27 protein-coding genes and 1 tRNA gene are annotated in these 25,839 nt (G+C 69.9%); 13 read left to right on the forward strand and 15 right to left on the reverse strand.

Annotation, left to right across the window (positions count from 1 at the left end):
• Nucleotides 1-2 precede the first annotated feature (2 nt).
• The 12 genes from nuoI to AAHG03_RS12090 are packed head-to-tail and all read right to left on the reverse strand — an operon-like array spanning nt 3 to nt 10,297.
• Complete coding sequence (nuoI, locus tag AAHG03_RS12035; protein WP_342150905.1) at nt 3-491, reverse strand: NADH-quinone oxidoreductase subunit NuoI; 489 nt, start codon at nt 489-491, stop codon at nt 3-5.
• Between the two features lie 13 nt (nt 492-504).
• On the reverse strand, nt 505-1,527 hold the full coding sequence (gene nuoH, locus AAHG03_RS12040; RefSeq protein WP_342150906.1) for an NADH-quinone oxidoreductase subunit NuoH: 1,023 nt from the start codon (nt 1,525-1,527) through the stop codon (nt 505-507).
• Nucleotides 1,528-1,538: 11 nt separating this feature from the next.
• Nucleotides 1,539-3,605: an NADH-quinone oxidoreductase subunit NuoG gene (nuoG, locus tag AAHG03_RS12045; RefSeq protein WP_342150907.1), complete on the reverse strand. Its 2,067-nt coding sequence runs from the start codon at nt 3,603-3,605 to the stop codon at nt 1,539-1,541.
• Between the two features lie 13 nt (nt 3,606-3,618).
• Nucleotides 3,619-4,104 carry a hypothetical protein gene (locus AAHG03_RS12050; RefSeq protein ID WP_342150908.1) on the reverse strand — a complete coding sequence of 162 codons (486 nt, stop codon included), beginning with the start codon at nt 4,102-4,104 and terminating at the stop codon, nt 3,619-3,621.
• A 5-nt stretch (nt 4,105-4,109) separates the two neighbouring features.
• Nucleotides 4,110-5,411, reverse strand: coding sequence for an NADH-quinone oxidoreductase subunit NuoF (gene nuoF, locus AAHG03_RS12055; RefSeq protein WP_342150909.1), 1,302 nt, complete (start codon nt 5,409-5,411; stop codon nt 4,110-4,112).
• 17 nt (nt 5,412-5,428) lie between these two features.
• On the reverse strand, nt 5,429-5,683 hold the full coding sequence (locus tag AAHG03_RS12060; RefSeq protein WP_342150910.1) for a hypothetical protein: 255 nt from the start codon (nt 5,681-5,683) through the stop codon (nt 5,429-5,431).
• Between the two features lie 4 nt (nt 5,684-5,687).
• A complete protein-coding gene (gene nuoE / locus AAHG03_RS12065; protein ID WP_342150911.1) occupies nt 5,688-7,016 on the reverse strand; it encodes an NADH-quinone oxidoreductase subunit NuoE in 1,329 nt (442 codons plus the stop codon).
• Between the two features lie 2 nt (nt 7,017-7,018).
• Nucleotides 7,019-7,420 carry a hypothetical protein gene (locus tag AAHG03_RS12070; RefSeq protein ID WP_342150912.1) on the reverse strand — a complete coding sequence of 134 codons (402 nt, stop codon included), beginning with the start codon at nt 7,418-7,420 and terminating at the stop codon, nt 7,019-7,021.
• A complete protein-coding gene (locus AAHG03_RS12075) occupies nt 7,417-8,607 on the reverse strand; it encodes an NADH-quinone oxidoreductase subunit D (protein ID WP_342150913.1) in 1,191 nt (396 codons plus the stop codon). Before AAHG03_RS12075 ends, AAHG03_RS12070 begins: the two co-directional genes overlap by 4 nt.
• A gap of 11 nt (nt 8,608-8,618) precedes the next feature.
• A complete protein-coding gene (locus tag AAHG03_RS12080) occupies nt 8,619-9,290 on the reverse strand; it encodes an NADH-quinone oxidoreductase subunit C (protein ID WP_091942010.1) in 672 nt (223 codons plus the stop codon).
• A gap of 10 nt (nt 9,291-9,300) precedes the next feature.
• Complete coding sequence (locus AAHG03_RS12085; RefSeq protein ID WP_342150914.1) at nt 9,301-9,888, reverse strand: NuoB/complex I 20 kDa subunit family protein; 588 nt, start codon at nt 9,886-9,888, stop codon at nt 9,301-9,303.
• Between the two features lie 43 nt (nt 9,889-9,931).
• The gene (locus AAHG03_RS12090) at nt 9,932-10,297 is read right to left on the reverse strand and encodes an NADH-quinone oxidoreductase subunit A (RefSeq protein WP_342150915.1); all 366 of its coding nucleotides are present in this window, start codon (nt 10,295-10,297) and stop codon (nt 9,932-9,934) included.
• A gap of 438 nt (nt 10,298-10,735) precedes the next feature.
• Between AAHG03_RS12090 and AAHG03_RS12095 the strand changes: the two genes are divergently transcribed.
• Nucleotides 10,736-10,812 (forward strand) — tRNA-Asp (locus tag AAHG03_RS12095).
• Nucleotides 10,813-11,026: 214 nt separating this feature from the next.
• Nucleotides 11,027-11,515 carry a CAP domain-containing protein gene (locus tag AAHG03_RS12100; protein ID WP_342150916.1) on the forward strand — a complete coding sequence of 163 codons (489 nt, stop codon included), beginning with the start codon at nt 11,027-11,029 and terminating at the stop codon, nt 11,513-11,515.
• Nucleotides 11,516-11,528: 13 nt separating this feature from the next.
• Here the strand turns inward: AAHG03_RS12100 and AAHG03_RS12105 are convergent, their stop codons facing one another.
• The gene (locus AAHG03_RS12105) at nt 11,529-12,224 is read right to left on the reverse strand and encodes an SDR family oxidoreductase (RefSeq protein WP_342150917.1); all 696 of its coding nucleotides are present in this window, start codon (nt 12,222-12,224) and stop codon (nt 11,529-11,531) included.
• Between the two features lie 132 nt (nt 12,225-12,356).
• Here AAHG03_RS12105 and AAHG03_RS12110 point away from each other — a divergent pair, with 132 nt between their 5' ends.
• The 4 genes from AAHG03_RS12110 to AAHG03_RS12125 all read left to right on the forward strand — a co-directional run bounded on the left by AAHG03_RS12110 (nt 12,357) and on the right by AAHG03_RS12125 (nt 16,250).
• Nucleotides 12,357-13,529, forward strand: coding sequence for a YihY/virulence factor BrkB family protein (locus AAHG03_RS12110; RefSeq protein WP_342150918.1), 1,173 nt, complete (start codon nt 12,357-12,359; stop codon nt 13,527-13,529).
• A 101-nt stretch (nt 13,530-13,630) separates the two neighbouring features.
• A complete protein-coding gene (msrB, locus tag AAHG03_RS12115) occupies nt 13,631-14,044 on the forward strand; it encodes a peptide-methionine (R)-S-oxide reductase MsrB (RefSeq protein ID WP_342150919.1) in 414 nt (137 codons plus the stop codon).
• A 203-nt stretch (nt 14,045-14,247) separates the two neighbouring features.
• Nucleotides 14,248-15,558, forward strand: coding sequence for a hypothetical protein (locus tag AAHG03_RS12120; RefSeq protein WP_342150920.1), 1,311 nt, complete (start codon nt 14,248-14,250; stop codon nt 15,556-15,558).
• A gap of 413 nt (nt 15,559-15,971) precedes the next feature.
• A complete protein-coding gene (locus tag AAHG03_RS12125) occupies nt 15,972-16,250 on the forward strand; it encodes a hypothetical protein (RefSeq protein ID WP_342150921.1) in 279 nt (92 codons plus the stop codon).
• 18 nt (nt 16,251-16,268) lie between these two features.
• On the opposite strand, the gene AAHG03_RS12130 is transcribed toward AAHG03_RS12125, so the two are convergent.
• On the reverse strand, nt 16,269-17,183 hold the full coding sequence (locus tag AAHG03_RS12130; RefSeq protein WP_342150922.1) for a DMT family transporter: 915 nt from the start codon (nt 17,181-17,183) through the stop codon (nt 16,269-16,271).
• 163 nt (nt 17,184-17,346) lie between these two features.
• Between AAHG03_RS12130 and AAHG03_RS12135 the strand changes: the two genes are divergently transcribed.
• Nucleotides 17,347-17,604, forward strand: coding sequence for a hypothetical protein (locus AAHG03_RS12135; protein ID WP_342150923.1), 258 nt, complete (start codon nt 17,347-17,349; stop codon nt 17,602-17,604).
• Between the two features lie 6 nt (nt 17,605-17,610).
• Here AAHG03_RS12135 and AAHG03_RS12140 read toward each other — a convergent pair whose 3' ends face one another.
• The gene (locus tag AAHG03_RS12140) at nt 17,611-18,255 is read right to left on the reverse strand and encodes a MarR family winged helix-turn-helix transcriptional regulator (RefSeq protein WP_342150924.1); all 645 of its coding nucleotides are present in this window, start codon (nt 18,253-18,255) and stop codon (nt 17,611-17,613) included.
• Nucleotides 18,256-18,475: 220 nt separating this feature from the next.
• Between AAHG03_RS12140 and AAHG03_RS12145 the strand changes: the two genes are divergently transcribed.
• From AAHG03_RS12145 to AAHG03_RS12170, 6 genes are all read left to right on the forward strand, one after another.
• The gene (locus AAHG03_RS12145) at nt 18,476-20,626 is read left to right on the forward strand and encodes a glycosyltransferase (RefSeq protein ID WP_342150925.1); all 2,151 of its coding nucleotides are present in this window, start codon (nt 18,476-18,478) and stop codon (nt 20,624-20,626) included.
• 211 nt (nt 20,627-20,837) lie between these two features.
• Entirely contained in the window at nt 20,838-21,605 is a 768-nt protein-coding gene (rfbF, locus tag AAHG03_RS12150; protein ID WP_342150926.1) for a glucose-1-phosphate cytidylyltransferase, read from the forward strand.
• Nucleotides 21,605-22,687: a CDP-glucose 4,6-dehydratase gene (gene rfbG / locus AAHG03_RS12155; protein ID WP_342150927.1), complete on the forward strand. Its 1,083-nt coding sequence runs from the start codon at nt 21,605-21,607 to the stop codon at nt 22,685-22,687. Before rfbF ends, rfbG begins: the two co-directional genes overlap by 1 nt.
• 165 nt (nt 22,688-22,852) lie before the next feature.
• Nucleotides 22,853-24,082 (forward strand): class I SAM-dependent methyltransferase, encoded by a 1,230-nt coding sequence (locus tag AAHG03_RS12160; RefSeq protein ID WP_342150928.1) that lies wholly within the window; start codon nt 22,853-22,855, stop codon nt 24,080-24,082.
• A 193-nt stretch (nt 24,083-24,275) separates the two neighbouring features.
• Nucleotides 24,276-24,809, forward strand: coding sequence for a dTDP-4-dehydrorhamnose 3,5-epimerase (gene rfbC, locus AAHG03_RS12165; protein WP_342150929.1), 534 nt, complete (start codon nt 24,276-24,278; stop codon nt 24,807-24,809).
• The gene (locus tag AAHG03_RS12170; protein WP_342150930.1) at nt 24,806-25,819 is read left to right on the forward strand and encodes an NAD-dependent epimerase/dehydratase family protein; all 1,014 of its coding nucleotides are present in this window, start codon (nt 24,806-24,808) and stop codon (nt 25,817-25,819) included. The genes rfbC and AAHG03_RS12170 overlap by 4 nt, the downstream gene beginning before the upstream one ends.
• Nucleotides 25,820-25,839 lie beyond the last annotated feature (20 nt).

The following is a 25,839-nucleotide window of genomic DNA, read 5'->3' on the forward strand; positions in this document are numbered from 1 at the left end:
CTTTAGCGGTAGGGCGCGTCGGTGGCGATGTTGCGGGCGATCTCGCGCTCCCAGCGGTCGCCGTTCGCGAGCAGCTTCTCCTTGTCGTAGAGCAGCTCCTCGCGGGTCTCGACCGAGAACTCGAAGTTCGGGCCCTCGACGATGGCATCCACCGGGCAGGCTTCCTGACACATGCCGCAATAGATGCACTTCACCATGTCGATGTCGTAGCGCGTGGTGCGCCGCGTGCCGTCGTTGCGACGCGGCCCCGCCTCGATGGTGATGGCTTGGGCCGGGCAGATCGCCTCGCAGAGCTTGCAGGCGATGCAGCGCTCTTCCCCGTTGGGATAGCGGCGCAGCGCGTGCTCGCCGCGGAAGCGCGGTCCGCGGTGGCCCATCTCGAAGGGGTAGTTGATCGTGGCCTTCGGCTTGAAGAAGTACTTCATGGTGAGGACGAACCCCGACACGAACTCCTTCAGGAGAAGGCTTCTGGCGACCTGATCGAGCTTCACGGCGCGATCCTTCTCAAGCGCCCGGCGCGAGACCGGTGAGTTTCAGGACGAAGGCGACGACGACGACCGAGATCAGCGAGAGCGGAAGGAACACCTTCCAGCCCAGCCGCATGAGCTGGTCGTAGCGGTAGCGCGGCACCATGGCCTTCACCATGGCGATCATGAAGAACAGGAAGCTGGCCTTCAGCGTGAACCAGATCACGCCGGGCACCCAGGTGAAGGGCGCGAACGGGATCGGCGAGAGCCAGCCGCCGAGGAACAGCACCGTACCGAGGGCGCACATGGTCATGATCGCCACGTACTCGCCGAGCATGAACAGCAGGTACGGCGTCGAGGAATACTCGACCATGTAACCGGCCACGAGTTCCGATTCGGCCTCCGGAAGGTCGAAGGGCGGGCGGTTCGTTTCGGCGAGCGCCGAGACGAAGAACACGCCGAACATCGGGAACAGCCACAGCCAGTACCAGCCGAAGATGCCGAGCGCGGTGTCCTGCGCCATGACGATGCGCGAGAGGTTGAGCGAGCCGGCACACAGCAGCACGCAGATGATGACGAAACCGAGCGAGACTTCGTAGGAGATCATCTGCGCCGCCGAGCGCAGCGCGCCGAGGAAGGCGTATTTCGAGTTCGACGCCCAGCCGCCCATGATGACGCCGTACACGCCGAGCGACGAGATCGCGAAGATGTAGGTGATGCCGACATTGATGTCGGCGATCGCCCAGCCGTCGGAGAGCGGGATCACCGCCCAGGACGCCAGCGCCAGCATGGCGAAGACCAGCGGCGCTAGCAGGTAGATCGCCTTGTTGGCGCCCGCCGGGATCACCGGCTCCTTCAGGACGAACTTCAGCAGGTCGGCAAATGACTGGAACAGGCCCCAGGGCCCGACGACGTTGGGACCGCGGCGCAGCTGCACCGCCGCCCAGATCTTGCGGTCGGCCAGCAGCGCGTAGGCGATGAAGACGAGGAGGGCCGCCAGCAGCACGAAGCTCTTGAGAGCCAGCAGGAGGACGGTGCCGAGCACTTCGAGGAAGGTCATCGAGGCGCCCCTTATTCCGCGGCTTCGAGCGCGCGGCCCCGGGCGAGCCCGGAGCACTCGGCGAGCACCCGCGAGGCGCGGGCGATCGGGTTGGTGAGGTAGAAGTCGGCGACCGGCGAGGTGAACGCCGCTTTTTCGGCGTTGCCCGGCAGTGCCGTCAGCTTGTCGAGGATCGCCACAGCGTCGGACGGCTCGACCGCGCCGACGGCGGCGAGATGCGGGTGGGCGGCATACATCGCTTTGCGCAGCGCGCCCAGCGAATCATAGGGCAGACGCTTGCCGAGCACGTCGGACAGCGCGCGCAGGATCGCCCAATCCTCGCGGGCGTCGCCCGGCGGGAAGCCGGCGCGGTTGGTCATCTGCACCCGGCCCTCGAGGTTGACGTAGGTCGCGCTCTTCTCGGTGTAGGCGGCGCCCGGCAGGATCACGTCGGCGCGGCTGGCGCCGGCGTCGCCGTGGGTGCCCTGGTAGATCACGAAGGCGCCGGCCGGGATCGCCCGCTCGTCGGCGCCGAGGTTGAACACCACGTCGAGGGCGTTCGCCTCCAGCATGGCCGAGAAGCCAAGGCCCCCCTCCCCCGGCACGAAGCCGAGATCGAGCGCGCCGACGCGGGCGGCGGCCGTGTGCAGCACGCCGAAGCCGTTCCACTCGGCGGTGACGGCGCCGAGGTCCTTGGCCAAGGCCGCGGCGGCCCCGAGCGCGCCCAGCCCGCCCTCGCCGACGATGATGAGCGGGCGCTCGGCCTTCTTCAGGATGTCGAGGAAGCTGTGCTCGCCCTTGCCCAGCGAACCGAGCGTGTCCGGGCCGGCGCCGAGATAGGTGTAGGGGTAGGTGAGGTCCGGCTGCTCGTCGAGGATCAGGCCGACGGCGAGCGGGGCCATGCGCCAGCGCTTGCGGATGCGCACGTTGAGCAGCGAGGCCTCGGTGCGCGGGTTGGTGCCGACCAAGAGGATCGCGTCCGCCGCCTCGATGCCGGGAATCGTCGCGCCGAGCGTGTAGGCGGCCCGGCCCCAAGCCGGATCAATCGCCTCGCCGGTCTGGCGACAGTCGAGGTTCGTGACGCCGAGCGAACCCATGAGAGCTTTCAGCGCAAAGATCTCTTCCGCGCCCGCGAGGTCACCGACCAGCGCGCCGACGCGCTTGGGGTCGGCGCCCTTCAGCCGGGCGGCAATCGCCGAGAAGGCCTCGCCCCAGGAGGCCGGGCGCAGACGGCCGTTCTCGCGCAGGAACGGCCGGTCGAGCCGCTGCAGGCGCAGGCCGTCGACCACGTGGCGGGTCTTGTCGGAGATCCACTCCTCGTTGATCTCCTCGCTGACGCGCGGCTCGATCTGCATCACCTCGCGGCCGCGGGCATCGACGCGGATCGCGGAGCCCACCGCGTCCATCACGTCGACGGACTCGGTCTTGTGCAGCTCCCACGGGCGCACGTTGTAGCTCTGCGGCTTGTGGACCAGCGCGCCGACCGGGCAGAGGTCGGCGACGTTGCCCTGCAGCTCCGAGCCCATCGCCTGTTCGAGGTAGCTCGTGATCTCCATGTCCTCGCCGCGGCCGATGGCGCCGAGATCCGGCACGCCGGCCACCTCGGCGAGGAAGCGGACGCAGCGGGTGCAGTGGATGCAGCGGTTCATCGCCGTGCGCACCAGCGGGCCGATATACTTCTCTTCGACCGCGCGCTTGTTCTCGTGATAGCGGGTCGAGTCGACGCCGTAGGCCATCGCCTGATCCTGAAGATCGCAATGGCCGCCCTGGTCGCAGATCGGGCAATCGAGCGGGTGGTTGATGAGGAGGAACTCCATCACCCCCTCGCGGGCCTTCTTCGTCAGCCCCGAGCGCGTCAGCACCTCCGGCGGCTCGCCGTTGGGCCCCGGCCGGCAATCCTTCACCGCGTAGGCGCAGGAGGCCACGGGCTTCGGCGCGCCCTTCAGCTCCACCAGGCACATGCGGCAATTGCCGGCGATCGACAGCCGCTCGTGGAAGCAGAAGCGCGGAATCTCCGCGCCCGCGATCTCGCAGGCCTGGAGCAGGGTGTAGTCGGCCGGGACATCGACCTCGGTGCCGTCGACAAGGATTTTGGTCATCAGTGCGCCCAGCTCATCTGACGTTAGCTACTTCTGCATCGATCAATTTAATCATAGTCTTGCTGTAGTGTTTCTTATAACTCTCTTTGAAGTTTTTGTTATTTCGAAAGTAGTCGGAGTGATAGGAAATTTGCAATTGCATTACGTTCGTCCAAGTTTCTATATACTCAGACATCTCAAGCACCTGCTCTCCCATATCGAGCAAATAAGAGATGTACCACTCGTACTGTTCGAACTCCTCCGGGCTTTTACCCTTGTACCCACTCGAAAATTTTGGATTGGCAAATGCCATTTGCAGATAAGCCAAATACGCCTGATGAGCACCAGACTCTCTTTGAATGATTTTTGCCTGCTTAATCTGACTCCGCGCATAAAAAGCAGCCATTATAGCGATAACCGCCGCAATAGACGACGCCATGCTGCCAATTATAGTGGCCAGATCCCCCCATTCGGTCGGACCATCCAGCCCCAGAAACTGAGATTTAGCGACTTCGGCCATCGCCGTCACTCCGCCGCCATCGGCACGGCATCGGAATGCGGGTTGGCGCTGTACTGGTCGATCCGCTTCTCGATCTCCGGCCGGAAGTGGCGGATGAGACCCTGGATCGGCCACGCCGCGGCGTCGCCGAGCGCGCAGATGGTGTGGCCCTCAACCTGCTTGGTGACTTCCAAGAGCATGTCGATCTCGCGCTTCTGCGCCCGGCCCGCGGCCATGCGGGTGAGCACGCGCCACATCCAGCCGGTGCCCTCGCGGCAGGGCGTGCACTGTCCGCAGGACTCGTGCTTGTAGAAGTACGAGATGCGGGCGATCGCCCCGACGATGTCGGTCGACTTGTCGAGCACGATCACGGCTGCGGTGCCGAGGCCCGAGCCGAGGTTGCGCAGGGTGTCGAAGTCCATCTTGGCGTCGATGATCTGCTCGGCCGGCACCAGCGGCACCGAGGAGCCGCCGGGGATCGAGCAGAGCAGGTTGTCCCAGCCGCCGCGCATGCCGCCGCAATGCTTGTCGATCAGCTCGCGGAAGGTGATGCCGAGCTCTTCCTCGACGTTGCAGGGCTTGTTGACGTGGCCCGAGACGCAGAACAGCTTGGTGCCGGTGTTGTTCTTACCGCCCAGCCCCGCGAACCACGCGCCGCCGCGGCGCAGGATCGTGCCGGCCACCGCGATCGACTCGACGTTGTTGACCGTCGTGGGGCAGCCGTAGAGGCCCATATTGGCCGGGAACGGCGGCTTCAGCCGCGGCATCCCCTTCTTGCCCTCGAGGCTTTCGATGAGGGCCGTCTCCTCGCCGCAGATATAGGCGCCCGCGCCGTGGTGGACGTAGATGTCGAACGGGTAGTCGTGGACGTTCGACTTCCCCACGAGCCGGGCCGCATAGGCTTCGTCCACGGCGCGCTGGAGAGCGAACTTCTCCGCGACGTACTCGCCGCGCAGATAGACGTAGCAGGCATGCGCGCCCATGGCGAAGGAGGCCAGCATGCAGCCCTCGATCAGGAGATGCGGATCGTGCCGCATGATCTCCCGGTCCTTGCAGGTGCCCGGCTCCGACTCGTCGGCGTTGACGACGAGATAGTGCGGACGCCCGTCGGACTTCTTGGGCATGAACGACCACTTGAGGCCGGTCGGGAAGCCGGCGCCCCCGCGACCGCGCAAGCCGGAGCCCTTCATCTCGTCGATGATCCAGTCCCGGCCCTGGTCGAGCAGGAACTTGGTGCCGTCCCACGCGCCGCGCTTCTTCGCCGCTTCGAGATCGGGCGAATGCAGGCCGTAGAGGTTGGTGAAGATGCGGTCCTGATCGGAGAGCATGTTGTTGTTCCCGTCTCTCAGGTGGCCGGGACGTCGATGATATCGAGGCGGCGCTCAATGCGCGACAGCCGCGAGTCGATCGCGCCGTAGGCTTCGTAGAGGTTGGCAATGTCGGTCTGTACGGCGTTCAGCTGGAGTTGCTGCGCGCGCTGATTGCCGCGCACCCCCTGCAATTCGCCGCGCACCTCCCGCACACCCTCTTCGATGTTGCCGAGCCGCGCCTGCATGGCCTTCAGCACCTCGTAAATCAGCTCGTTGTTCACCTCGGCCATGGCCTCAGCCCTTCGTTCCAGCGAGGTCGGCCGCCTGACTCACCCAGTTCTCGCGGTCGATGCGACCGGGGAACGCCAGATAGGCGCCGACCCAGGCGACCTCCCGCGGGGTCCAGGCGGCGATCTGATCGTAGTGCCAGATGCCGAGAGCATTGAGCCGGGTCTGGTTGACCGGGCCGACGCCCTTGATCTTGGTGAGATCGTCCGGCCGGTCGTCGCGGGCGGCCTCCAGCCCCTCGGGGCGCTGGCCGACGGCGTCGGCGCGGGCCTCCGGGTTCTCCGGCTGGGGCACGTCGTCGTTGGCGCCCTCGGCGGCCGGGTGCGGCGGCGGCTCGGTGCGCAGCGTCGCGTCCTCGGCGAGCGCGCGGGTCTCGGCGTCGGGCGTCTCGGTCTTGGCCGGGGGCTCGCCCGCGGCGGCGCGCTCGGCCGGCGAATCGAGCGCCGGGCTGTCGCCGGGGCGGGCGGCGGCGGTCTTGGCCTGCGAGGTGCCGCGCTCGGACGCGTCCGCCCGGTCCGCCTCGCGAACCGGCGGCTCACCCGCGGCGACGCGCTGGGCCGGACCGTCGGCGGTGCCCTGCTCGACCGGGCGACCGGCTTCGGGGCGGGCGGGCTTGGCTTCGGTCGCGGCGCGCGCTTCGCTGGATTTCGCCTCGTCCTGCTTGATCGCCTCCTCGTCCTTCGTCGCCTCGAAGCGCTTGCGCCACGCGCCGACGCGGGAGCCGTCGAACAGGGTCGGGTCGGTCAGCGTGTTGACCGCATCCTTCGGCTCGGACGAGACCCGGCCGATCTGCGAACCGATCTTCACCGGGTTGCCCGCGGCGAGGTCGTCCATGAGCTTGTTGAGGCTCTCCGGCGTCAGATCCTCGTAATAGTCCTGATTGATCTGCACCATCGGCGCGTTGCAGCAGGCGCCCAGGCACTCCACTTCGAGCCAGGAGAAATTGCCGTCGGCCGAGACGTGGCCGGGGGGCCCGAGGCGCGCCTGGAGCGCCGCCTTCAGTTCCTTGGCCCCGCAGCAATCGCACGGCACGGTGCCGCAGAGCTGGATCCAGAAGCGCCCGACCGGCTCCAGCGCGAACATCGTGTAGAAGGTCGCGACCTCCAGCACGCGGATATGCGGCATGCCGAGCTGGTCGGCGACCGCCTCGATCGCCTTCTGGGGCAGCCAGCCGCCGTTCTGCTCCTGCGCCTTCCACAGGAGCGGGATCACGGCGGAGGCCTGACGCCCCTCCGGATACTTCTCGATCTGGCCGCGGGCCCACTCGGCGTTCTCGGGCGTGAACGCGAAGGATTGGGGCTGCTCGGCGGCGGGGGCTAATCTACGGTTGGCCATCGTCAGTTCTTTACCATGTCGCTCGACGGTACCATGCCACGGCAAGGCCGTTCTTGTTCCGCGTCGTCATGAGCAATGAAAGTCGTGCAAATCTGTCGCTGACCTTCCAGTTCAAGAAGGTTGATCGCGAGACCGATGTCGATACCCAGCGGTTCAAAGCTGGAGAAGGTGACACGCCAGCCTTGTTCGATCAGTTGCGTCCTGCACGGTGATTTCTCACCTTTGCAGGGAGCGAATGCGGCTTGGGCGCGTGCGGCCATGGCCTGTTGCTCGGCTTCCCGCGCGGGCGCCGCTCGCTCCCAGGCTTGCAACTCGTTCCATACACCTTGAGCCCGCGCGGGATCGCTGCCGGCGGCGGGCGCCAACAGGATCAAACCGAACGCGAGGCCGACCCGTGCTGTCACCGGTCCACCTCACCGAACACGATGTCCAGCGTGCCGAGCACGCAGGACACGTCGGCCAGCAGGTGGCCGCGGCACATCCAATCCATCGCCTGCAGGTGGGCGAAGCCCGGCGCGCGGATCTTGCAGCGGTACGGCTTGTTGGTGCCGTCCGAGACCAGATAGACGCCGAACTCGCCCTTGGGCGCCTCGACGGCGGCGTAGACCTCGCCCTCGGGGACGTGGAAGCCTTCGGTGTAGAGCTTGAAGTGGTGGATGAGCGCTTCCATCGAGCGCTTCATCTCCCGGCGCGGCGGGGGCGCGAACTTGCCGTCGGTGGAGGCGATCGGGCCCTGGCCCGCAGGCTCGCGCAGCTTGGCGCAGCACTGCTTCATGATCTTCACCGATTCCCGCATCTCTTCCATGCGGATGACCTGCCGGTCGTAGGTGTCGCCGTTCTTGCCGACGGGGATGTCGAAATCCATCTCCTCGTAGGCCTCGTAGGGCTGCGACTTGCGCAGGTCCCACGGGATGCCCGAACCGCGCACCATCACGCCCGAGAAGCCCCAGGCCATGGCCTCGTCCTGGGTGACGATGCCGATGTCGACGTTGCGCTGCTTGAAGATGCGGTTGGCCATGACGAGGTCGTCGAGGTCCTGCACCACCTGAAGGAAGGGGTCGCAGAACGCGTCGATGTCGTCGATGAGCGCGGGCGGCAGGTCCTGATGGACGCCGCCGGGGCGGAAGTAGTTGGCGTGCAAACGGGCACCGCTGGCGCGCTCGTAGAAGATCATCAGCTTCTCGCGCTCCTCGAAGCCCCAGAGCGGGGGCGTGAGCGCGCCGACATCCATCGCCTGGGTCGTCACGTTGAGGAGGTGGGAGAGCAGCCGCCCGATCTCGCAGAACAGGGTGCGGATGAGCTGGGCGCGCCGCGGCACCTCGATGCCGGCGAGCCGCTCGATCGCGAGGCAGAAGGCGTGCTCCTGATTCATCGGCGACACGTAGTCGAGCCGGTCGAAATAGGGCGTCGCCTGGAGGTAGGTCTTGTGCTCGATCAGCTTCTCGGTGCCGCGGTGGAGCAGGCCGATATGCGGATCGACCCGCTCGACCACCTCGCCGTCGAGTTCGAGCACGAGGCGCAGCACGCCGTGCGCCGCCGGGTGCTGCGGCCCGAAATTGATCGAGAAGTTGCGGATGTTGTGTTCGGACATGCCCGCGACCTTCAGCTCGACTTCTTCTCGTCGCCCGGCAGCACGTAGTCCGTGCCTTCCCAGGGCGACAGGAAGTCGAAGTTCCGGAACTCTTGCGTCAGCTTCACCGGCTCGTAGACGACGCGCGCCTCGTCCTGATCGTAGCGGACCTCGACGAAGCCGGTCAGCGGGAAGTCCTTGCGCAGCGGATGGCCCTCGAAGCCGTAATCGGTGAGGAGGCGCCGCAGGTCGGGATGGCCCGAGAACAGGATGCCGTAGAGGTCGTAGGTTTCGCGCTCGAACCAGTTGGCCGCCGGGAACACCGTGATCGCCGAGGGCACCGGGGTCGCGGCGTCGGTCTGCACCTTCACGCGGACGCGCATGTTATGGCGCAGGCTCAGCAGGTGGTAGACGACGTCGAAGCGGCGGGCGCGCTGGGGATAGTCGGCGCCGCAGATGTCGATGAAGCAGCGGAAGGCGCAGGCCGGCTCGTCGCGCAAGTAAGTCAGCGCGTAGACGATGTCGCTGCCCTGCACGTTCAGCGTCAGCTCGCCGAACGCGACCGTCCAGTCGGTGACCGCGGGGCCCAGCGCTCCGGCGATCCGCTCGCCCATGGCGCGCAGCGCCTCGTCGCCCTGAGCGGCCGCGACGGTGCCGCGTAGCACGATGCCGTTGGTGGTGACGGCGGAGGTGGTCTCGCTCATCGCCTTCCCCTCAGCGCTCGATCGTGCCGATGCGGCGGATTTTTCGCTGCAGCAGCAGGACGCCGTAGAGCAGCGCCTCGGCCGAGGGCGGGCAGCCCGGCACGTAGATGTCCACCGGCACGACCCGGTCGCAGCCGCGCACCACCGAATACGAATAGTGGTAGTAGCCGCCGCCGTTGGCGCAGGAGCCCATCGAGATGACGTAGCGCGGCTCCGGCATCTGGTCGTAGACCTTGCGCAGAGCCGGGGCCATCTTGTTGGTCAGCGTGCCGGCGACGATCATCACGTCGGACTGGCGTGGGCTACCGCGCGGGGCGAAGCCGAAGCGCTCGCAATCGTAGCGCGGCATCGACATCTGCATCATCTCGACGGCGCAGCAGGCGAGCCCGAAGGTCATCCACATCAGCGAGCCGGTGCGGGCCCAGTTGATGAGTTCGTCCGCGCTGGTGACGAGGAAGCCGCGGTCGGCCAGCTCGTCGTTGATCGAGAGGAATAGTGGATCGCTGGCGCCGATGGGCCGGCCGGTCGAGGGATCGATGATCCCCTTCGGCTGGGGCGCGATCTCGGGCGCGCGGGACAGGGTCGGGTTCAGGGCCATCTCTGCCTCTGAGCGGGGAAACGGAGGGCGGCTTGGGCGAAGGCTAGTCCCACTCGAGGGCGCCCTTGCGCCACTCGTAGACGAAGCCGACGGTGAGGACGCCGAGGAAGGCCATCATCGACCAGAAGCCGAACCAGCCGAGTTCTCCGAACGTGATCGCCCAGGGGAACAGGAACGCGACTTCGAGGTCGAAGATGATGAACAGGATCGCCACGAGGTAGAAGCGCACGTCGAACTTCATGCGTGCGTCGTCGAAGGCGTTGAAGCCGCACTCGTAGGCCGAGAGCTTTTCCGGATCGGGGCTCGAATAGGCCACGATGAACGGCGCGACGAGGAGCGCCACGGCGATGAACAGCGAGACGCCGATGAACACGATGAGCGGAAGATAGTCCGCCAGCAGGCCGGTCATGCCGAACCCCTCGTTTCGTTGCGCGGGAGGATCATGGAGGTGCCCTCGCGTCGACGCCTGGCCGCGGAGAAGAATCCTCCCGATGGAATTCCTCCAATGCCAGACTGGGCGCCGGGCGAGGCTTAGACGAGCCCTAGAACAGAGACAAGGGCATTGCGCGTCGCACAATCAGCCCATGCGGTGACAGATCGCGAAGCTGGTATACCAATGCATGGGCCGCCCCCACCGCACGCATGAATTGCGACGGCGGAGCGGTCGGAAAAAGCGGCGCGTGCGCGGGCGAGGGACTCCCGAAATCCCGCTCCACGGACGGCTCGGAAGCCGGCTGCGGACCAAAATCGCGAAACGGCGATTCCGTTGCTTGACAGCTCAAGGCGCCCCACCTAAACCCCGCCTCGTCGCCGGCAGCGAGGCCAGCCCCTCCGGCAGACACAAAGCGCGGGCGTAGCTCAGTCGGTTAGAGTGCCGGCCTGTCACGCCGGAGGTCGCGGGTTCGAGCCCCGTCGCCCGCGCCATTCTTTCAAGCACATAGCGGCTACTCTTGTCATCCTGTCAGACTCGTCTGGCCGGCATTGTCAGAGTCTTTGCGCCTTCGTCAGGCGCTACCCGCCTGTTGCGCGTCCGCCACCCTCCGGCGGCGGCCGAGCGGCCCCTTCCATCTCGCCGCGGTTTCGCCGCATCGGCCGATGAAGGGCCGGGCGTCGTCCGTCCTCACCCGCGAACCCGTCGATGTCGCTCCTGCGCCCCGCCTCCGCCGCGATCCTCCTCGCGCTCGCCCTCGCCGGCTGCGGCGGCTCGCCCGTGCTGGAGGCGAGCCTGCCGACGGTGCCGGTCATCCTCGACGAGGGCGCGGCGGCCGAGGCGATCTCGCGCTACCGAGCGCAGCACGGCCTCTCGCCCGTCACCATCGATTCGCGCCTGATCCGCGCCGCCTCGCTCCAGGCCGGCGCCAACGCGCGGGCAGGCCGCCTCAGCCACGAGGTCGCCGGCACATTCGACAGCCGCATGGCGAGCGCAGGGTTCGGCAAGCGCTACGCCAGCGAGAACCTCAGCGCCGGTTCGGAGACCTTCGACGGCGTGCTCGCCCGCTGGAAGGCCTCGCCCGAGCACAACCGCAACATGCTGATCCCGCAACTGCGCCGGGTCGGCATCGCCCGCGTGGACGCGCCGGGCACCCGCTACAAGCGCTTCTGGGCGCTGGTGATGGCGGCCGACTGAGACGAGGTGCGCCTCACCACGCCAGCGTCTCGCCCCGGTAATCGAGATAGGCCACGTCCCGGCGGCCGGCGAAGGCCTCGATCACCGCGACCATGCCGTTCACGCTGGTCTCCACGTCGAGGTCGGCCTCGGCGCCGCCCATGTCGGTGCGGACCCAGCCCGGATGGACGAGCAGGATGCCGTAGTCGCGCTCGGAATGGCGCACGGCGAAGCTGCGGGCGTTGGTGTTGAGCGCCGCCTTGCTGGCCCGGTAGTTCTCCCAGCCGCCGTCCTCGTTGAGCGCCACGCTGCCGAGGATCGAGGACATGAAGGCGAGCGTGCCGCCGGGGGCGATCCGGTCGGCGAAGGTCTCGGCGAACAGGATCGGGCTGACCGCATTGGTGAGGTAGACCTGCGCGCTCACGTCCCGCGATACCGCGTGCAGCGGCTTGTCCGATTCGGTCGCGACCCCCGCCACCACGAAGACGAGATCGAATGTTTCGCTTCCCAGCCGCTCGCGCAGGGCGGCGACGGAGGCGTCGTCGTCGATGTCGGCGGTCTCGACGCGCACGCCCTTGTCCGTCAGCCGCTCCAGATCCGGCGAGGACGAGCGCTGCGTGGCGACGACCTGCCAGCCATGCTCCGAAAACGTCTCGGCAAGGCCGAGGCCGAGCCCGCGCGAGGCCCCGACGATGAGCGCGCGCCGTCCGGTTGCCGCCTGATCCGCCATGGTCTTGTCCCGTTCTCTGAGTTTCCGGCCCTCCGACGCGCCGGGGGCGCCCTCGGTTCCCGGACATCTGGGAACGGCCAAGCCTGAGTGACGTTGAACGGGGTCACTCCCGCCGACCGAACCGCCCGACCGATGTCCGCCTCCCCCAGCCCCACGCCCCGGCCGGCCGGGGAGACCACCGCCTCCGTGCTCTGGACCGTGTTCGCCGGGATGGCGCTGGTGGCGCTCGCCGTCGCGCCGCGGCGTGTCGTTGCGCCCGAGCCGGTCGAAGAGGCGGGCGACGAGCCCAAATCCGGCGGGCCCAAGACCAACGGCGGCGCCCATTCGCACGAGGGGCGGGCCGCCCGCTGGGTGGCGGCGACGCAAGGCGACCGCGGGCGCGACGCCGACCACCCGAAGGACATCCCGGCGCCGGGCTGGTGGGACATCGCTGTCCGGGTCTACCAGGAATTCGTGAGCGACCGGGTGATGTCGGTGGCGGCCGGCGTCACCTTCTACTCGCTGCTGTCGCTGTTTCCGGCGATCGCCGCGCTGGTGACCTGCTACGGCCTGATCGCGGACGCCAACACCATCAACGTCCATCTCGCCCTGCTCCAGGGCGTGCTGCCGGCCAGCGCCCTCGAGATCATCGGCGAGCAGGTGAAGCGCATCGCGGCCAAGGGCGGCGGCACGCTGGGCGTGACCTTCTTCACCTCCCTGACGCTGTCGCTGTGGAGCGCCAACGCCGCCATGAAGGCGATGTTCGATGCCCTCAACGTGGTCTACGAGGAGGAGGAGAAGCGCAACTTCTTCTGGCTCAACGTCCGCTCGCTCACCTTCACGGTCGGCGCCCTGCTGTTCGTCATCTTGGCGCTCTCGGCCATCGTGGTGCTGCCGGTGGTGTTCAACTTCCTCGGGCTCGGCGACGGGGCGCGGCTGATCGCGCTGGCGCGCTGGCCGGCCCTGCTCGCGGTGCTGCTCGGCGGGCTCGCCGTGCTCTACCGCTACGGGCCGAGCCGGGAGCGGGCGCGCTGGCGCTGGGTCGGCGCGGGCAGCGTGGTCGCGGGCGTGCTCTGGCTGATCGCCTCGCTGCTGTTCTCCTGGTACGTCACCAATTTCGGCAATTACAACGAGACCTACGGCACGCTCGGCGGCGTGATCGGCTTCATGACGTGGATGTGGATCTCGGCGATCATCGTGCTGGTCGGCGGCGAGATCAATGCCGAGATCGAGCACCAGACCGCCCGCGATTCGACCACTCGGCCGATCCAGCCGCTCGGCCGTCGCGGCGCCCGCATGGCCGATACGGTGGGCGCGGCAGCCTGAAAAAATCTGGTATACCAGGGGCAGCCGCGCCGCCGGGCCGCACTCGCGGGCCTTGCCGGCTGCGCCTACCTTTGAACGACAAGAAGACCCCGGAGGATGTCATGGCCGGAACCGATGCGCTGAGCGCTCCCGAGACCCGCACCGAGGCGGAGTGGCGCGCCGCCCTCACCCCCGAGCAGTACCGCGTGCTGCGCGAGCACGGCACCGAGCGGGCCGGCACGAGCTGCCTCAACGCCGAGAAGCGGGCCGGCACGTTCTTCTGCGCCGGCTGCGGCGCGCCGCTGTTCGAGAGCGGCACCAAGTACGAATCGGGCAGCGGCTGGCCGAGCTTCTTCGCCCCGCTTGAGGGTGCGGTGGAGACGCAAACCGACCGCAGCCACTGGATGACCCGCACCGAGGTCCATTGCGCCCGCTGCAAGGGCCATCTCGGCCACGTGTTCGAGGACGGCCCGGCGCCCACCGGCCTGCGCTACTGCATGAACGGCGTCTCGCTCGATTTCGAGCCGGCGGACTGAACTCGGTTCTGCGAATCCCGGCCGTACTGCCGCCAATTCAACGACTTTTTGCCCCCGAGGCTTGCCGTGTGGTTGTTTGCGCGCCATCACTTGCCGACGAAGGCCATGGTCAAGACTTGGTGAAGGCTTAGGGTCGTCGGCGCCGTCCGCCCCGGCGGGTTTTCGGGCCGCGCCGCGATCGAGCCGGCTCCGGAGGGAAGTGTATGAGTGTCGTTCGCCGCTTTCTCGTGGCGCCCTCGCTGGTCCGCCTGCTGCGCAAGGAGCGCGGCGGGGCGCGCATCACCGAGGGCTACTTCGCGCCCCAGGCCGGCCGGACCTCGTTCGTGCGCCTGCAGGGCAACAACTGCTTCCTCGTCCTCGTGACGGGCGCCGAGGGCGCCACCGCCGAGGAGCGCACCGAGGTGCCGCGCGCCCACGGCGACGCCCTGCTCGACGTCTGCGCCGGCAAGGCGATCTACGAGCGCACCGCGGTGGCGCTCGCCGGCACCGAGGCGCTGGTGGACCGCTACGTGCGCCCGGCCGGGCTCGACCTCGTCAGCCTCGTGTTCGAGGAGGCGGAGGCCGCCAAGGCCTTCACGCCGCCGGTGTGGTTCGGGGCCGAGGTGAGCGCGGACGCGGCCTATCACGGCCAGTCGATCGCGCTGACCGGCGTGCCGGCCGCGGGCGAGGTGCCGCTGTCGAACGCCGCCCTCGACGCGGTGCTGGACCTGATCGAGCCGCGCTTCGGCGGCGGTCGACCGGCCGTCCCGCCCCGCCCGGCCGCCCCGCCCGCCCCCGCGGTGAAGCCGCCCGAGCCGCCCAAGCCTCCGGAGGCTCCTAAGCCCGTCGAGGCCGTGATCGCCGCCGAGCCGCCGAAGCCCGCTCCGGCCCCGCCCGAGCCGCCGAAGGCCGCCGAGCCTCCGAAGCCCGTGGAACCGCCGAAGGCTGCTGAGCCCGCGAAGCCGGCCGAGCCTCCGAAGGCGCCCGAGCCGCCTGCGCCGCCGCCCGAACCGCCGAAGGCGGTAGAGCCCCCCAAACCGGCCGAGGCGCCCAAGCCGGCGGAGCCCCCGAAGGCCGCCGAGCCCGCGAAGCCGGCAGAGCCTCCGAAGGCACCGGAGCCGCCCAAGGCCGAGGAGGAGCCGAAGGCCGCCGAGGCGCCCAAGCCGACCGAGCCCGAAAAGCCCGCGGAGCCGCCGAAGGCTGCCGAACCGCCCAGGCCCGCGCCGCCGCCCGAGCCCCCGAAGGCCGCCGAGCCTCCGAAGCCGGTCGAGGCGCCCAAACCGGCGGAGCCTCCGAAGGCCGCGGAGCCGCCGAAGGCGCCGGAGCCCGCTCCGGCTCCGGTGGCCGCGTCCGTCACCACCCCCGAGGGCGAGGAGCGCCTGCCGCCGGATGCCCGGATCGACGACGTGATCGAGAGCCTGTCCAAGGCGCTCGGCGCGGCGATCCGCAACCCGCAGGAGCCGAGCAAGGACGAGGACGTCGCCGAGGCGTTCGAGCGCTGGCAGGTCCGCCCCCGCCGCACCCAGCAGACCTGAGGCCCCACGGCTGACGGGACGACAAAGCCGGTCTCGCTCCCGCGGGGCCGGTTTTTTCGTGCCCGGACGGCTCGGCTCTCCGTCTTCCGACGCTCCGCCGTCATTGCGAGGCGGAACTGACGCAATCCAGGGCTCCGCATTGCCCGGAGGAAGCGCGTCGTCGATGACGGGGTGGCCTTCGCCGTCTCGCCTCATCCTGCGATGTCGCGCTCTGGATCGCTTCGGCTCCGCCTCGCGATGACGGTGCGGGTCATTCTTCGCCCTCAGCGCAGGCAAAAGCCGCGACCGGCCCCAGTCGCCGGTCTCGTCCGGCCCGGAACCGGAATGCTCAAGCTTCGTTCCCCTCACGACCGGGGACGGCTGCCGTGCGGCGCCGTCAGGCCCCGGGCTCCGGGATGCAAGGGAACGCCGCCATGATCCGTCTCGCCGCCGCCGCCGCAGGGCTGATGCTCTGCCTCATGCCGCTCGCCGGCGAGGCTCAGGCCCAGGGCGTGCCCGGCGGCATGCAGCGCGGCGCGGCCGAGGGCAACCGCGTCGGCGGCCCGATCGGCGCCGTGGTGGGCGGTGCGGTCGGCGGGGCGGTCGGCGGCGTCAACGGCGTGCTCGGGATCGATCCGGGCCGGCGCGCCTACCGCACCCGCATGCGCTCGCACCGCGGCTATCACCACCGCCGTCACCGCCACTACCGCTGACGGGCGAGGGCGGCGGGTTCAGGCCCGCCGCCGCCGCTTCCAAGAATCCTCGACGATGAGGACGAGGCCCGAGGCGACGATGACGAGCGCGCCCACCAGGGTCCAGGCGCCCGGCACGTCGCCGAACACGGCGTAGCCGAGCAGCACCGACCACAGGATCTGGGTGTAGATCAGCGGCGCGAGCAGGCTCGCGGGGGCGCGGGCATGGGCCAGCACCAGCAGCCAGTGCCCGGCGGTGCCGAACAGCCCGACCGCCACCAGCATCCCCCAGACGTGGAGCGAGTCCGGCGCCGTCCAGATCCACGGCAGCAGCGGCGCCATCAGGGCGAGGCCGGCGAGCCCGGTGTAGAAGATCGTCGTCGCGCTCGAATCGTAGGCCGCGAGCTTGCGCGTCACGATCACGTAGAACGCGTAGCAGAGCATGTTGCCGAGGCTGAACAGCATCGCGGGCTTGGCCGTGAGCGTGTCGGGCCGCACGATCACCAGCACGCCGACGAAGCCCGCCGCCACCGCCGCGAGCCGCAGCCGCGACGACCATTCCCCCAGCATCGGCCCGGCGAGCAGGGCGACCGCCAGCGGCGCGGCGAACTGGATCGAGACCGTCTCGGCCAGTTGCAGCGAGCGGAGCGCCAGAAAATTGCAGGCGGTGGAGCCGAACAGCAGCAGCGAGCGGACCACCTGCAGCGGCAGGCGCCGCGAATGCGCCACGCCGGGCCGCGTCACCGGGTTGAGGAAGGCTGTGACCAGCGCGACGTTGACCGCGTAGCGCATGAAGGTCGTCAGCAGCGGATCGACGCCCGCGCCCGCCAGCCACTTGCCGGTGGCGTCGAGGCTCGCGAACAGGACCGGCGCCACGCACATCAAGGCGATGCCGACGAGCCGGCGCGGATCACGGGCGATGCGCTCGGCTCCGGCGGATGGTTCCGCGCCCACGTCCCGGCTCCTGCTGCGGCCCTCGTTCGGCGGCTCTCCTAGCGCATGGCGGGCTGCACGGCACCCCGCCGACATGCGCGGCACGCCTGCGGATCGGGCCCGGCGGGAACGGAACTCCCAAAAAATCGTTGTCCGCCCCATCGAAGCTGAGGAGACGAAGCTCATGACCAAGCTTGCCGTGATCCTGGCCGGCGCCTCCGCCGCCGCCGTGCTGGCCGGTCCCGCCCAGGCCTACGATTGGGGCGGGGGCACCTGCGTCGGCTACGGCTGCGCCCGCGTGCTCGACGACGGATACCGCGACGGCTACCGGCCCGTGCGCCAGTACCGCCGCGTCGAGGAGATCGAGGAGCGTCCGGTGCGCGTGATCGAGCGCCGCTCGGTCCGCCGGGTCTACGAGATCGACGAGGACGACGACGATTGATCTGAATTACGGAGTGGTCGCCACCCCGTCGGCGGCGCTGGGGCCGAGCAGGGCGTCGGCCTCGTCGTCGTCGCCCTCGCCGTCCATCTCGTGATCGGCCTCGTGGCCGGTCACGCCCGCGGCCTCCGCGAGGCTGCGGGCGACGCGGCGCAGGAGCTTGCGCAGGCGCCGCCGTTCCTTGTTGTCGAAGCCCTCCAGCAGTTCGGCCTCGACCTCGTCCCAGATCCGTTCGATCGCCGCCGCCTTGGCCATCCCGGTCTCGGTCAGGCGCACGCGCACGATGCGCCCGTCGCCGGCTTCCGCCCGGCGCTCGACGAAGCCGAGGGCCGCGAGCCGCGAGATCGTCTTGGAGGCGGTCGGCGGGCGCACCCGCAGGGTCGCGGCGAGGTCGCCCATGGTCATGCTGCCGGCGGCGGCCAGCGCCTGCACCACCTGCTCCTGGCCGGCGAACAGATCAAGCGCGGCGAGCCGGTCGCCGACGCGGGCGCGGTGGAGCCGGGCCGCCTGCACCAGCGCCCAGCCGACGCTCTTGGCCGCGGGCGGGCGCAGCCGCTTCACGGTCTTGTCGGCCCCTTTGCCCTGATCCGCCTTCGATCCCTTGTCGGAGCCTTTGCCGCTCACGGCGAGAGCTTCGTTTGCCGTCGCCGACATGATCCGGATTCCTTCAGCGCAAGGCGGGCGAGCCGGGAGACCGCCTCGTTACGGTGCTCCTCGCGGGCAGCATCTGACGCCTCGCGATGAAGCTTCGATGACAGAACGCTCGGGTCCACGGGCTTGCCTCACAGCTTTCGACGGAGGATGCACGGCGCGGATCATGGCGGGGACGCGATCGGATGAGGCGGATGCGGGCTCGGCTCGGCGGAAGCGCACGATGAGGCGGCGCGAGGTCTTTCACCTCCACGCCCTGCGCGACCTGCGCCGCGGGTCGGAGGGCGAATGGATCGCCACCGGCCCCGATCCGGTGCTGGGGCTCGGCCCCGATGCGGCGGTGGCGGGTCTGTCGGGGGCTCGGGTGCGCCTCCGCTGCCGCCACGAGGGCGCTGCGCCCGTGCTCGCCGTCGAGGCCGAGGGGCTCGCCGCGCCGCTTCGCTATCGGCTGACCCCGCTTCAGGCTGAGCCCGGCACCGACGACCTGATCCGCCTGCCGCCGGCCACCCGCGCCCTGCGGATCGAGCCCGGCTCGGAGCGTTTCCGGCTCGATGCCGTCTCGGTCGAGCCGCTGAGCCGCGCCGCCGCCGGCCTGTACCGGGCGAGAAAAATTCTCGAACGGCTGCCGCCGCAGGAGCGCACGCCGCTGCGCCTGATGCGCCGGGCGCTCGGCCTGCTGCGCACGGTGCCGCCGGGCGAGATCGTGCGGCGCCTCACCCGTGCCGGCGCGACCGCGCGCCCGCCCGCGACCTATGCGGACTGGATCGCCGCGGTCGAGGCGCCCGCGCTCCCCGCGCCCGAGCGGATGCGGGCGCTGGTGAGCGCGCTGCCCGCCCGCCCGACGCTCTCGGTGCTGATGGCGGCCGGTGCGGGCGAGGCGGAGGGCGTCGCCGCCACCCTCGCGAGCCTGCGGGCGCAAGCTTTTTCCGACTGGGAACTGTGCCTCGGGACGGACGCCCCGCTTCCCACCGACGAACCGCGGCTGCGCCCCTGCCGCCCCGACGCCCCCGGCGAGGCGGCGGCCTTGCAGGCGGCCCTGGCGGCGGCGCGGGGCACCCATCTCATGGTGCTGGAGCCCGGCGCACGGCTCCCGCCCCACGCTCTCCTCGCCTTCGCCCGCCGCCTCGCCACGGAGCCCGACCTCGATCTCGTCTACGCCGACGAGGACCGGCTGATGCCCGACGGCGCCCGCGCCGAGCCGCATTTCAAGCCGGACTGGTCGCCCGAAACGCTGGAAGCCGGCTTCTATATCGGCCGCCCCGCCCTCTACCGCACCGAGCGGGTGCGGGCGCTCGGGGGCTTTCGCGCCGAATGCGCGAGCGCGCTCGACTACGACCTCGCGCTCCGCCTCACCGCGGAGGGCGCCCGCGTCGATCACATCCCGCAGGTGCTCGCCCACCGCCCCGCGGATGCGACCCTCGATGACGCGGCGGCCCTGCGGGCGCTTGCAGAGCGCGGCCCCGTGCGCCGCCTCGCGCCCGGCACCTTCGCGCTGCGCCGGCCGCTCGCGACGCGCCCGCTCGTCTCGATCGTGATCCCGACGGCGGGGCGCGACAGCATCGTGGGCGGGCGCAGCATCAACCTTCTGGCCAACTGCCTCGATTCGATCCGGGCGCGGACGGCCTACGAGGCCGTCGAGATCGTCGTCGTCGAGCACGGCACTCTGCCCGAGCCCGCGCGCGCGGCGATCGACCGGCACGGCGCCCGCGGCGTGCCCTATCCCGATCCGGCCTTCCACTTCGCCGCCAAGATGAACCGCGGCGCCCTGGCGGCGCGGGGCGACGTTCTGGTCTTCCTCAACGACGACATCGCCGTCATCACGCCCGATTGGATCGAGGCGATGCTGTCGCTGCTCGCCGTCCCTGGCATCGGCGCGGTCGGCCCCAAGCTCCTGTTCGAGGACGGCACGCTCCAGCATGTCGGCGTCGTCTTCGGCGAGGGGTTTCCGAACCATGTCCGCCGCGGATATCCCGGCGACGATTCCGGCGACCACGGATCGAGCTTGGCCAACCGCAACTACCTCGCGGTGACCGGCGCCTGCGTGATGGTGGGCCGAGCCGATTTCGAGGCGCTCGGCGGCTTCGACGAGACCTATCCGGTCAACTACAACGACATCGACCTGTGCCTGCGCCTGCACGAGCGGGGGCTTCGCACGATCTATTGCGCGGACGCGGTGCTCCACCATTACGAGAGCCGCAACCGTGTCCCCGTGGTCGATCCGGACGAGCAGGCCCGCTTCCGCCGCCGCTGGGGCGCGCTCACCGCCCGCGATCCGTACTACCCCGACGCCTTCGGCACCCGCCCCCCCGCCTTCACCCTCGACGCCGAGCGGTTTCCGCAAGCCGCGCGGCGCATGGTAGAGGCGTGGCGATGATCGGGACGATGCCAACGCAAAGAACCCTCCCCCCTCTGCGGGGGAGGGTGGCCCCCGAAGGGGGTCGGGAGAGGGGAAACCCCGTGCCCGTAGGTGGCGCAGCGGCGTATGCCGTGCGCCTCGCTCTGCACCGTCGCTCCCCTCTCCCGCCTGCTCCGCAGGCACCCTCCCCCGCGGAGGGGGGAGGGTTTTGGCGTCGCGGGAGCCGCCGATGAAAGCCGTCATCCTCGCGGGCGGCCTCGGCACCCGGCTGTCCGAAGAAACCGTGGTGCGCCCCAAGCCCATGCTGGAGATCGGCGGACGGCCGATCCTCTGGCACATCATGCAGATCTTCGCCGCCCACGGCGTGAGCGAGTTCGTGATCTGCCTCGGCTACAAGGGCTACGTCATCAAGGAGTTTTTTCTCAATTACCGCCTGCACCTGAGCGACGTCACGCTCGACCTCGGCCGCGGCCATGTCGCGTTCCACCGCTCGACCGCCGAGGACTGGCGCGTCTCGCTGATCGAGACGGGCGACGCCACCATGACCGGCGGACGCCTCAAGCGGGTGCGCGACTACCTCGGCGACGAGGATTTCTTCATGACCTACGGCGACGGCGTCGCCGACATCGACCTCACCGCGCTGCACGCGTTCCATCGGGCGCATGGCCGCCTCGCCACGCTCACCGCCGTGGTGCCGCCGGGCCGCTTCGGCGCGCTCGACCTCGATGGCGATGCGGTCCGCGCCTTCCGCGAAAAGCCCGCGGGCGACGGGGCGACCATCAACGGCGGCTTCTTCGTGCTCTCGCCGAAAGTCCTCGACCTCATCGAGGGGGACGCCACCGTATGGGAGAGCGAGCCGCTGGAGCGCCTCGCCCGCGAGGGGCAACTCCACGCCTACCACCACCGCGGCTTCTGGCAGGCGATGGACACCCTACGCGACAAGAAGCACCTCGAGGAACTGTGGGCGCGGGGCGACGCGCCGTGGAAGGTGTGGTGATGGGGACCTTGCCCGATCCCGCCTTCTGGGCCGGCAAGAGCGTGCTGCTGACCGGCCACACCGGCTTCAAGGGCGCATGGCTTGCCCTGTGGCTCGAAACGCTCGGCGCCCGCGTCGTCGGCTTCGGCCTGCCGCCGCTGACCCGGCCGAACCTGTTCGAGCGCATCGGCTTCCCGCCGGAATATTCGCGCATCGGCGACATCCGCGACCCCCGGGCGCTGGGCGATGCCTTCGCGGTCGCGCAGCCCGACATCGTCATCCACATGGCGGCGCGCGCGCTCGTGCGCCCGTCCTATCTCGATCCGGTGGGGACGTTCTCGGTCAACACCATGGGCACCGTCCACCTGCTGGAGGCGGTGCGGGCCGCGCGCGACGTGCGCGCCGTCGTGGTGGTGACGAGCGACAAGGCCTACGAGAACCGCGAATGGCCCTACGCCTATCGCGAGACCGAGGCGATGGGCGGGCACGATCCCTACAGCGCCTCGAAGGGCTGCGCCGAACTCGTCACGAACGCCTACCGCGCCTCGTTCTTCGGCGAGGGGCGCCATCCGGCCCGGATCGCCAGCGCGCGGGCCGGCAACGTCGTCGGCGGGGGCGACTGGTCGCAGGACCGGCTCGTGCCCGACATCGTCCGCGCCTTCGAGAACGGCGAGTCCGTCGAAATCCGCTCAGCCCACGCGATCCGGCCCTGGCAGCACGTGCTGGAGCCGCTGGCCGGCTACCTGCGGCTCGCCGAATGCCTTTTCGGAATGGACGGTGCGGCTTTCGCCGAAGGCTGGAATTTCGGGCCGGCCGACGAGGATTGCCGGCCGGTCTCGTATCTGGTCGAGCGGCTGAGCCGGGGCTGGGGTGGCGGCGCCGGCTGGCACCTCTCGCAGAAGACGCATCCGCACGAGGCGACCTACCTCAAGGTCGATGCCTCGAAGGCCCGCGCCCGCCTCGGCTGGGACCGCCGCCTCCCCCTCGACGCCGCCCTCGACTGGACCGCCGCATGGTACCGCGACGCCGCCGCCGGCGCCGACCCGCGGGCGCTGACCGAGGCGCAGATCGCCCGCTACGGGCCCCTGGGCTCCAAGCCGTGATAAGGCTTGAGGCGCCACGTACTCTCCTCCCCCTTGCGGGGAGGAGCCGGAGGTGGGGGTGGTGCAGAAGGCACCGCGGCGCTCGATCCTGAACCACCCCCACCCCTGACCCCTCCCCGCAAGGGGGAGGGGAAATCCGCCCGTCTCCGATCCATCGGAACCCGCATGTCGCTTCCGATCTGCCGCGCCTGCGGCGCCGCCCTCACCCGGACCTTCTGCGATCTCGGCCTGTCGCCGCTGGCCAACGCCTACGTCCGTGCGGAGCACCGCCACCGGGGCGAGACCTTCCACCCGCTCCACGCCTATGTCTGCGAGGCGTGCTGGCTGGTGCAGCTGGAGGCCTTCGAGAGCCCCGAGGCCATCTTCTCCGACTACGCCTACTTCTCCGGCTTCTCCGCCGGATGGCTGCGTCACGCGGAAGCCTACGTGGATGCGATGATCGCGCGCTTCCGCCTCGGGCCGGACAGTCGCGTGGTCGAGGTGGCGAGCAACGACGGCTACCTGCTGCAATATTTCGTCGCCCGCGGCGTGCCCGTGCTCGGCGTCGAGCCCGCCGCCAACGTCGCCCGCGTCGCGGTCGAGCGCGGCGTGCCGACCGAGGTGGCGTTCTTCGGCCGCGACACCGGGCACCGCCTCGCGCGAAGCGGCCACCGCGCCGACCTGACGGCGGCCAACAACGTCCTCGCCCACGTGCCCGACATCCACGATTTCGTGGCCGGCTTTTCGGAAATCCTGAAGCCGGAGGGCGTGGCGACCTTCGAGTTCCCGCACCTGCTGCGGATGATCGAGAGCCGGCAGTTCGACACGATCTACCACGAGCACTTTTCCTATCTCTCGCTCGGCGTCGTCGCCGGCATCCTGGCCCGCCACGGGCTGCGGGTGTTCGACGTCGAGGAATGGCCGACCCATGGCGGCTCGCTGCGCGTCTTCGCCTGCTGCGACTCCGCCGCCCACGCCACGACCGAAGCGGTCGCCCGCGTGCTCGACGCGGAGCGGGCCGCCGGCCTGTTCGATCCCTCCGGCTATGCCGGCTTCGGCCGCGCGGTCGCCGACATCAAATGCGCGGCGCTCCGCTTCCTGATCGACGAGCGCGCGGCCGGCCGCACCGTCTGCGCCTACGGCGCGGCGGCCAAGGGCAACACCTTCCTGAACTATTGCGGGATCGGCCCCGAACTGGTGCAGGCGGTCGCCGACCGCTCGCCGCACAAGCAGGGCACGTGGCTGCCGGGCAGCCGCATCCCGGTGGTCTCGCCGGAGGCGCTTCTGGCCCTGCGCCCCGACACGGTGCTGATTCTGCCCTGGAACCTCAAGGACGAGATCGCGGGCGAGATGGCGGCGATCCGCCAATGGGGCGGGCGGTTCGCGGTGGCGATTCCGGAACTGACGGTGTTTTGAGGATGCGGGATCATCCCACCCTCCCCCTCACTCCCCCCCTCCCCCTCATCCTGAGGTGCCCGCCTTGGCGGGCCTCGAAAGAGGGCTCCAGGGATCGCGCGCGGACTGGAGCCCTCCTTCGAGGCCTCCGCTGCGCTCCGGCACCTCAGGATGAGGGCGTGGGGGGGATCGCTCGCGGCGCCCGGTCGGCGCCATGATCTTCGAACCCCTCGCCCTCCCCGGCCTCGTCCGGATCGCGCCCGAACCGCACGCGGACGCACGCGGCCTGTTCGCCCGCACCTTCTGCGAGGACGAGTTCGCCCGACACGGCCTGATCGCCCGGTTCGCGCAATCGAGCGTGTCGTTCAACGCCCGCCGCGGCACCGTGCGCGGCCTGCATTTTTCGCGCGATCCTCACGCCGAGACCAAGCTCGTGCGCTGCACCGCGGGCGCGATCCACGACGTGGCGGTCGATCTGCGGCCCGACTCGCCCACCTACCTGCAATCGTGCGCGGTGACGCTCTCGGCCGAGAGCCGCCACGCGCTCTACATCCCGGCAGGCTTCGCCCACGGCTTCCAGGCGCTGAGCGACGGCGCGGAAGTCCTTTACATGATTGACCGCCCGTTCACGGCCGGGGCCGCCGACGGCCTGCGCTGGGACGATCCCGCCCTCGCCGTCGCGTGGCCCGAGCCCGTCACGGTGATCTCCGAGCGCGACCGTACCTATCCCGACTGGACGGCGCGGTGAGGCGCGTCCTCGTCACCGGCGGGGCCGGCTTCGTCGGTCGCCCTGCGGTGGCGGCGCTGATTGCCCGCGGCTTCGAGATCCACGCCGTGGGCCGCCGCGCGCCGGCGGGCGCCCACGTCTTCCACGCCGCCGACCTGCTCGACGAAGTATCCCGCCGCGCCGCCGTGCGGGCGGCTGGCGCCAGCCATCTCCTCCACCTCGCCTGGGTGACCGAGCCCGGCCGCTACTGGCAGGCACCGGACAACCTCGACTGGACGGCCGCCAGCCTCGACCTCGTGCGCGGCTTCCACGAGGCCGGCGGCACGCGCGCCGTCGTGGCGGGGACCTGCGCGGAGTACGATTGGACGGTCGCCTCTCCTCCCCCTTGCGGGGAGGAGCCGGAGGTGGGGGTGGTGCAGGAGGCACCGCCTCGCCTCATCCTGAACCACCCCCACCCCGAACCCCTCCCCGCAAGGGGGAGGGGACGCGCCATCGACGGGCACCTGTCCGAATCCGCCCCCTGCCGCCCGACCACGCTTTACGGCGCCGCCAAGGACGGCCTGCGCCGCATCCTGTCGGCCTATGCCGCGGGCACCGGCCTGTCGCTGGCCTGGGGCCGGCTGTTCTATCTCTACGGACCGGGCGAGGCGTCGGGCCGGCTCGTCGGCGATGCGGTCCGCGCGCTGCTCGCCGGACAAGAGTTCGCCACCAGCGAGGGCCGCCAGCGCCGCGATTTTCTGCATGTGTCAGAAGCCGGCGAGGCCTTCGCGGCTTTGCTCGATTCTACTGTCGAGGGCCCGGTCAATGTCGGCTCCGGCGCGGCGGTGCCGGTGCGGGCGATCCTGGAGACGTTGGGCCGGCTCACCGGCCGCCCCGAACTGATCGCGTTCGGCGCCCGCCCCCTCCCCCCGAGCGAGCCTGCCTGCATCGAAGCCGACATCCGGCGGCTGACCGAGGAAGTCGGCTTTCGCTCCCGCCTCACCCTGGACGAGGGCCTGCGCGCCACGCTCGCGGCCTACGCCGCGCGTTGAGCCCTTCCCGCGGTCCCTCC

This window comes from Methylorubrum subtropicum (assembly GCF_038442325.1).
Lineage (GTDB): Bacteria > Pseudomonadota > Alphaproteobacteria > Rhizobiales > Beijerinckiaceae > Methylobacterium > Methylobacterium subtropicum.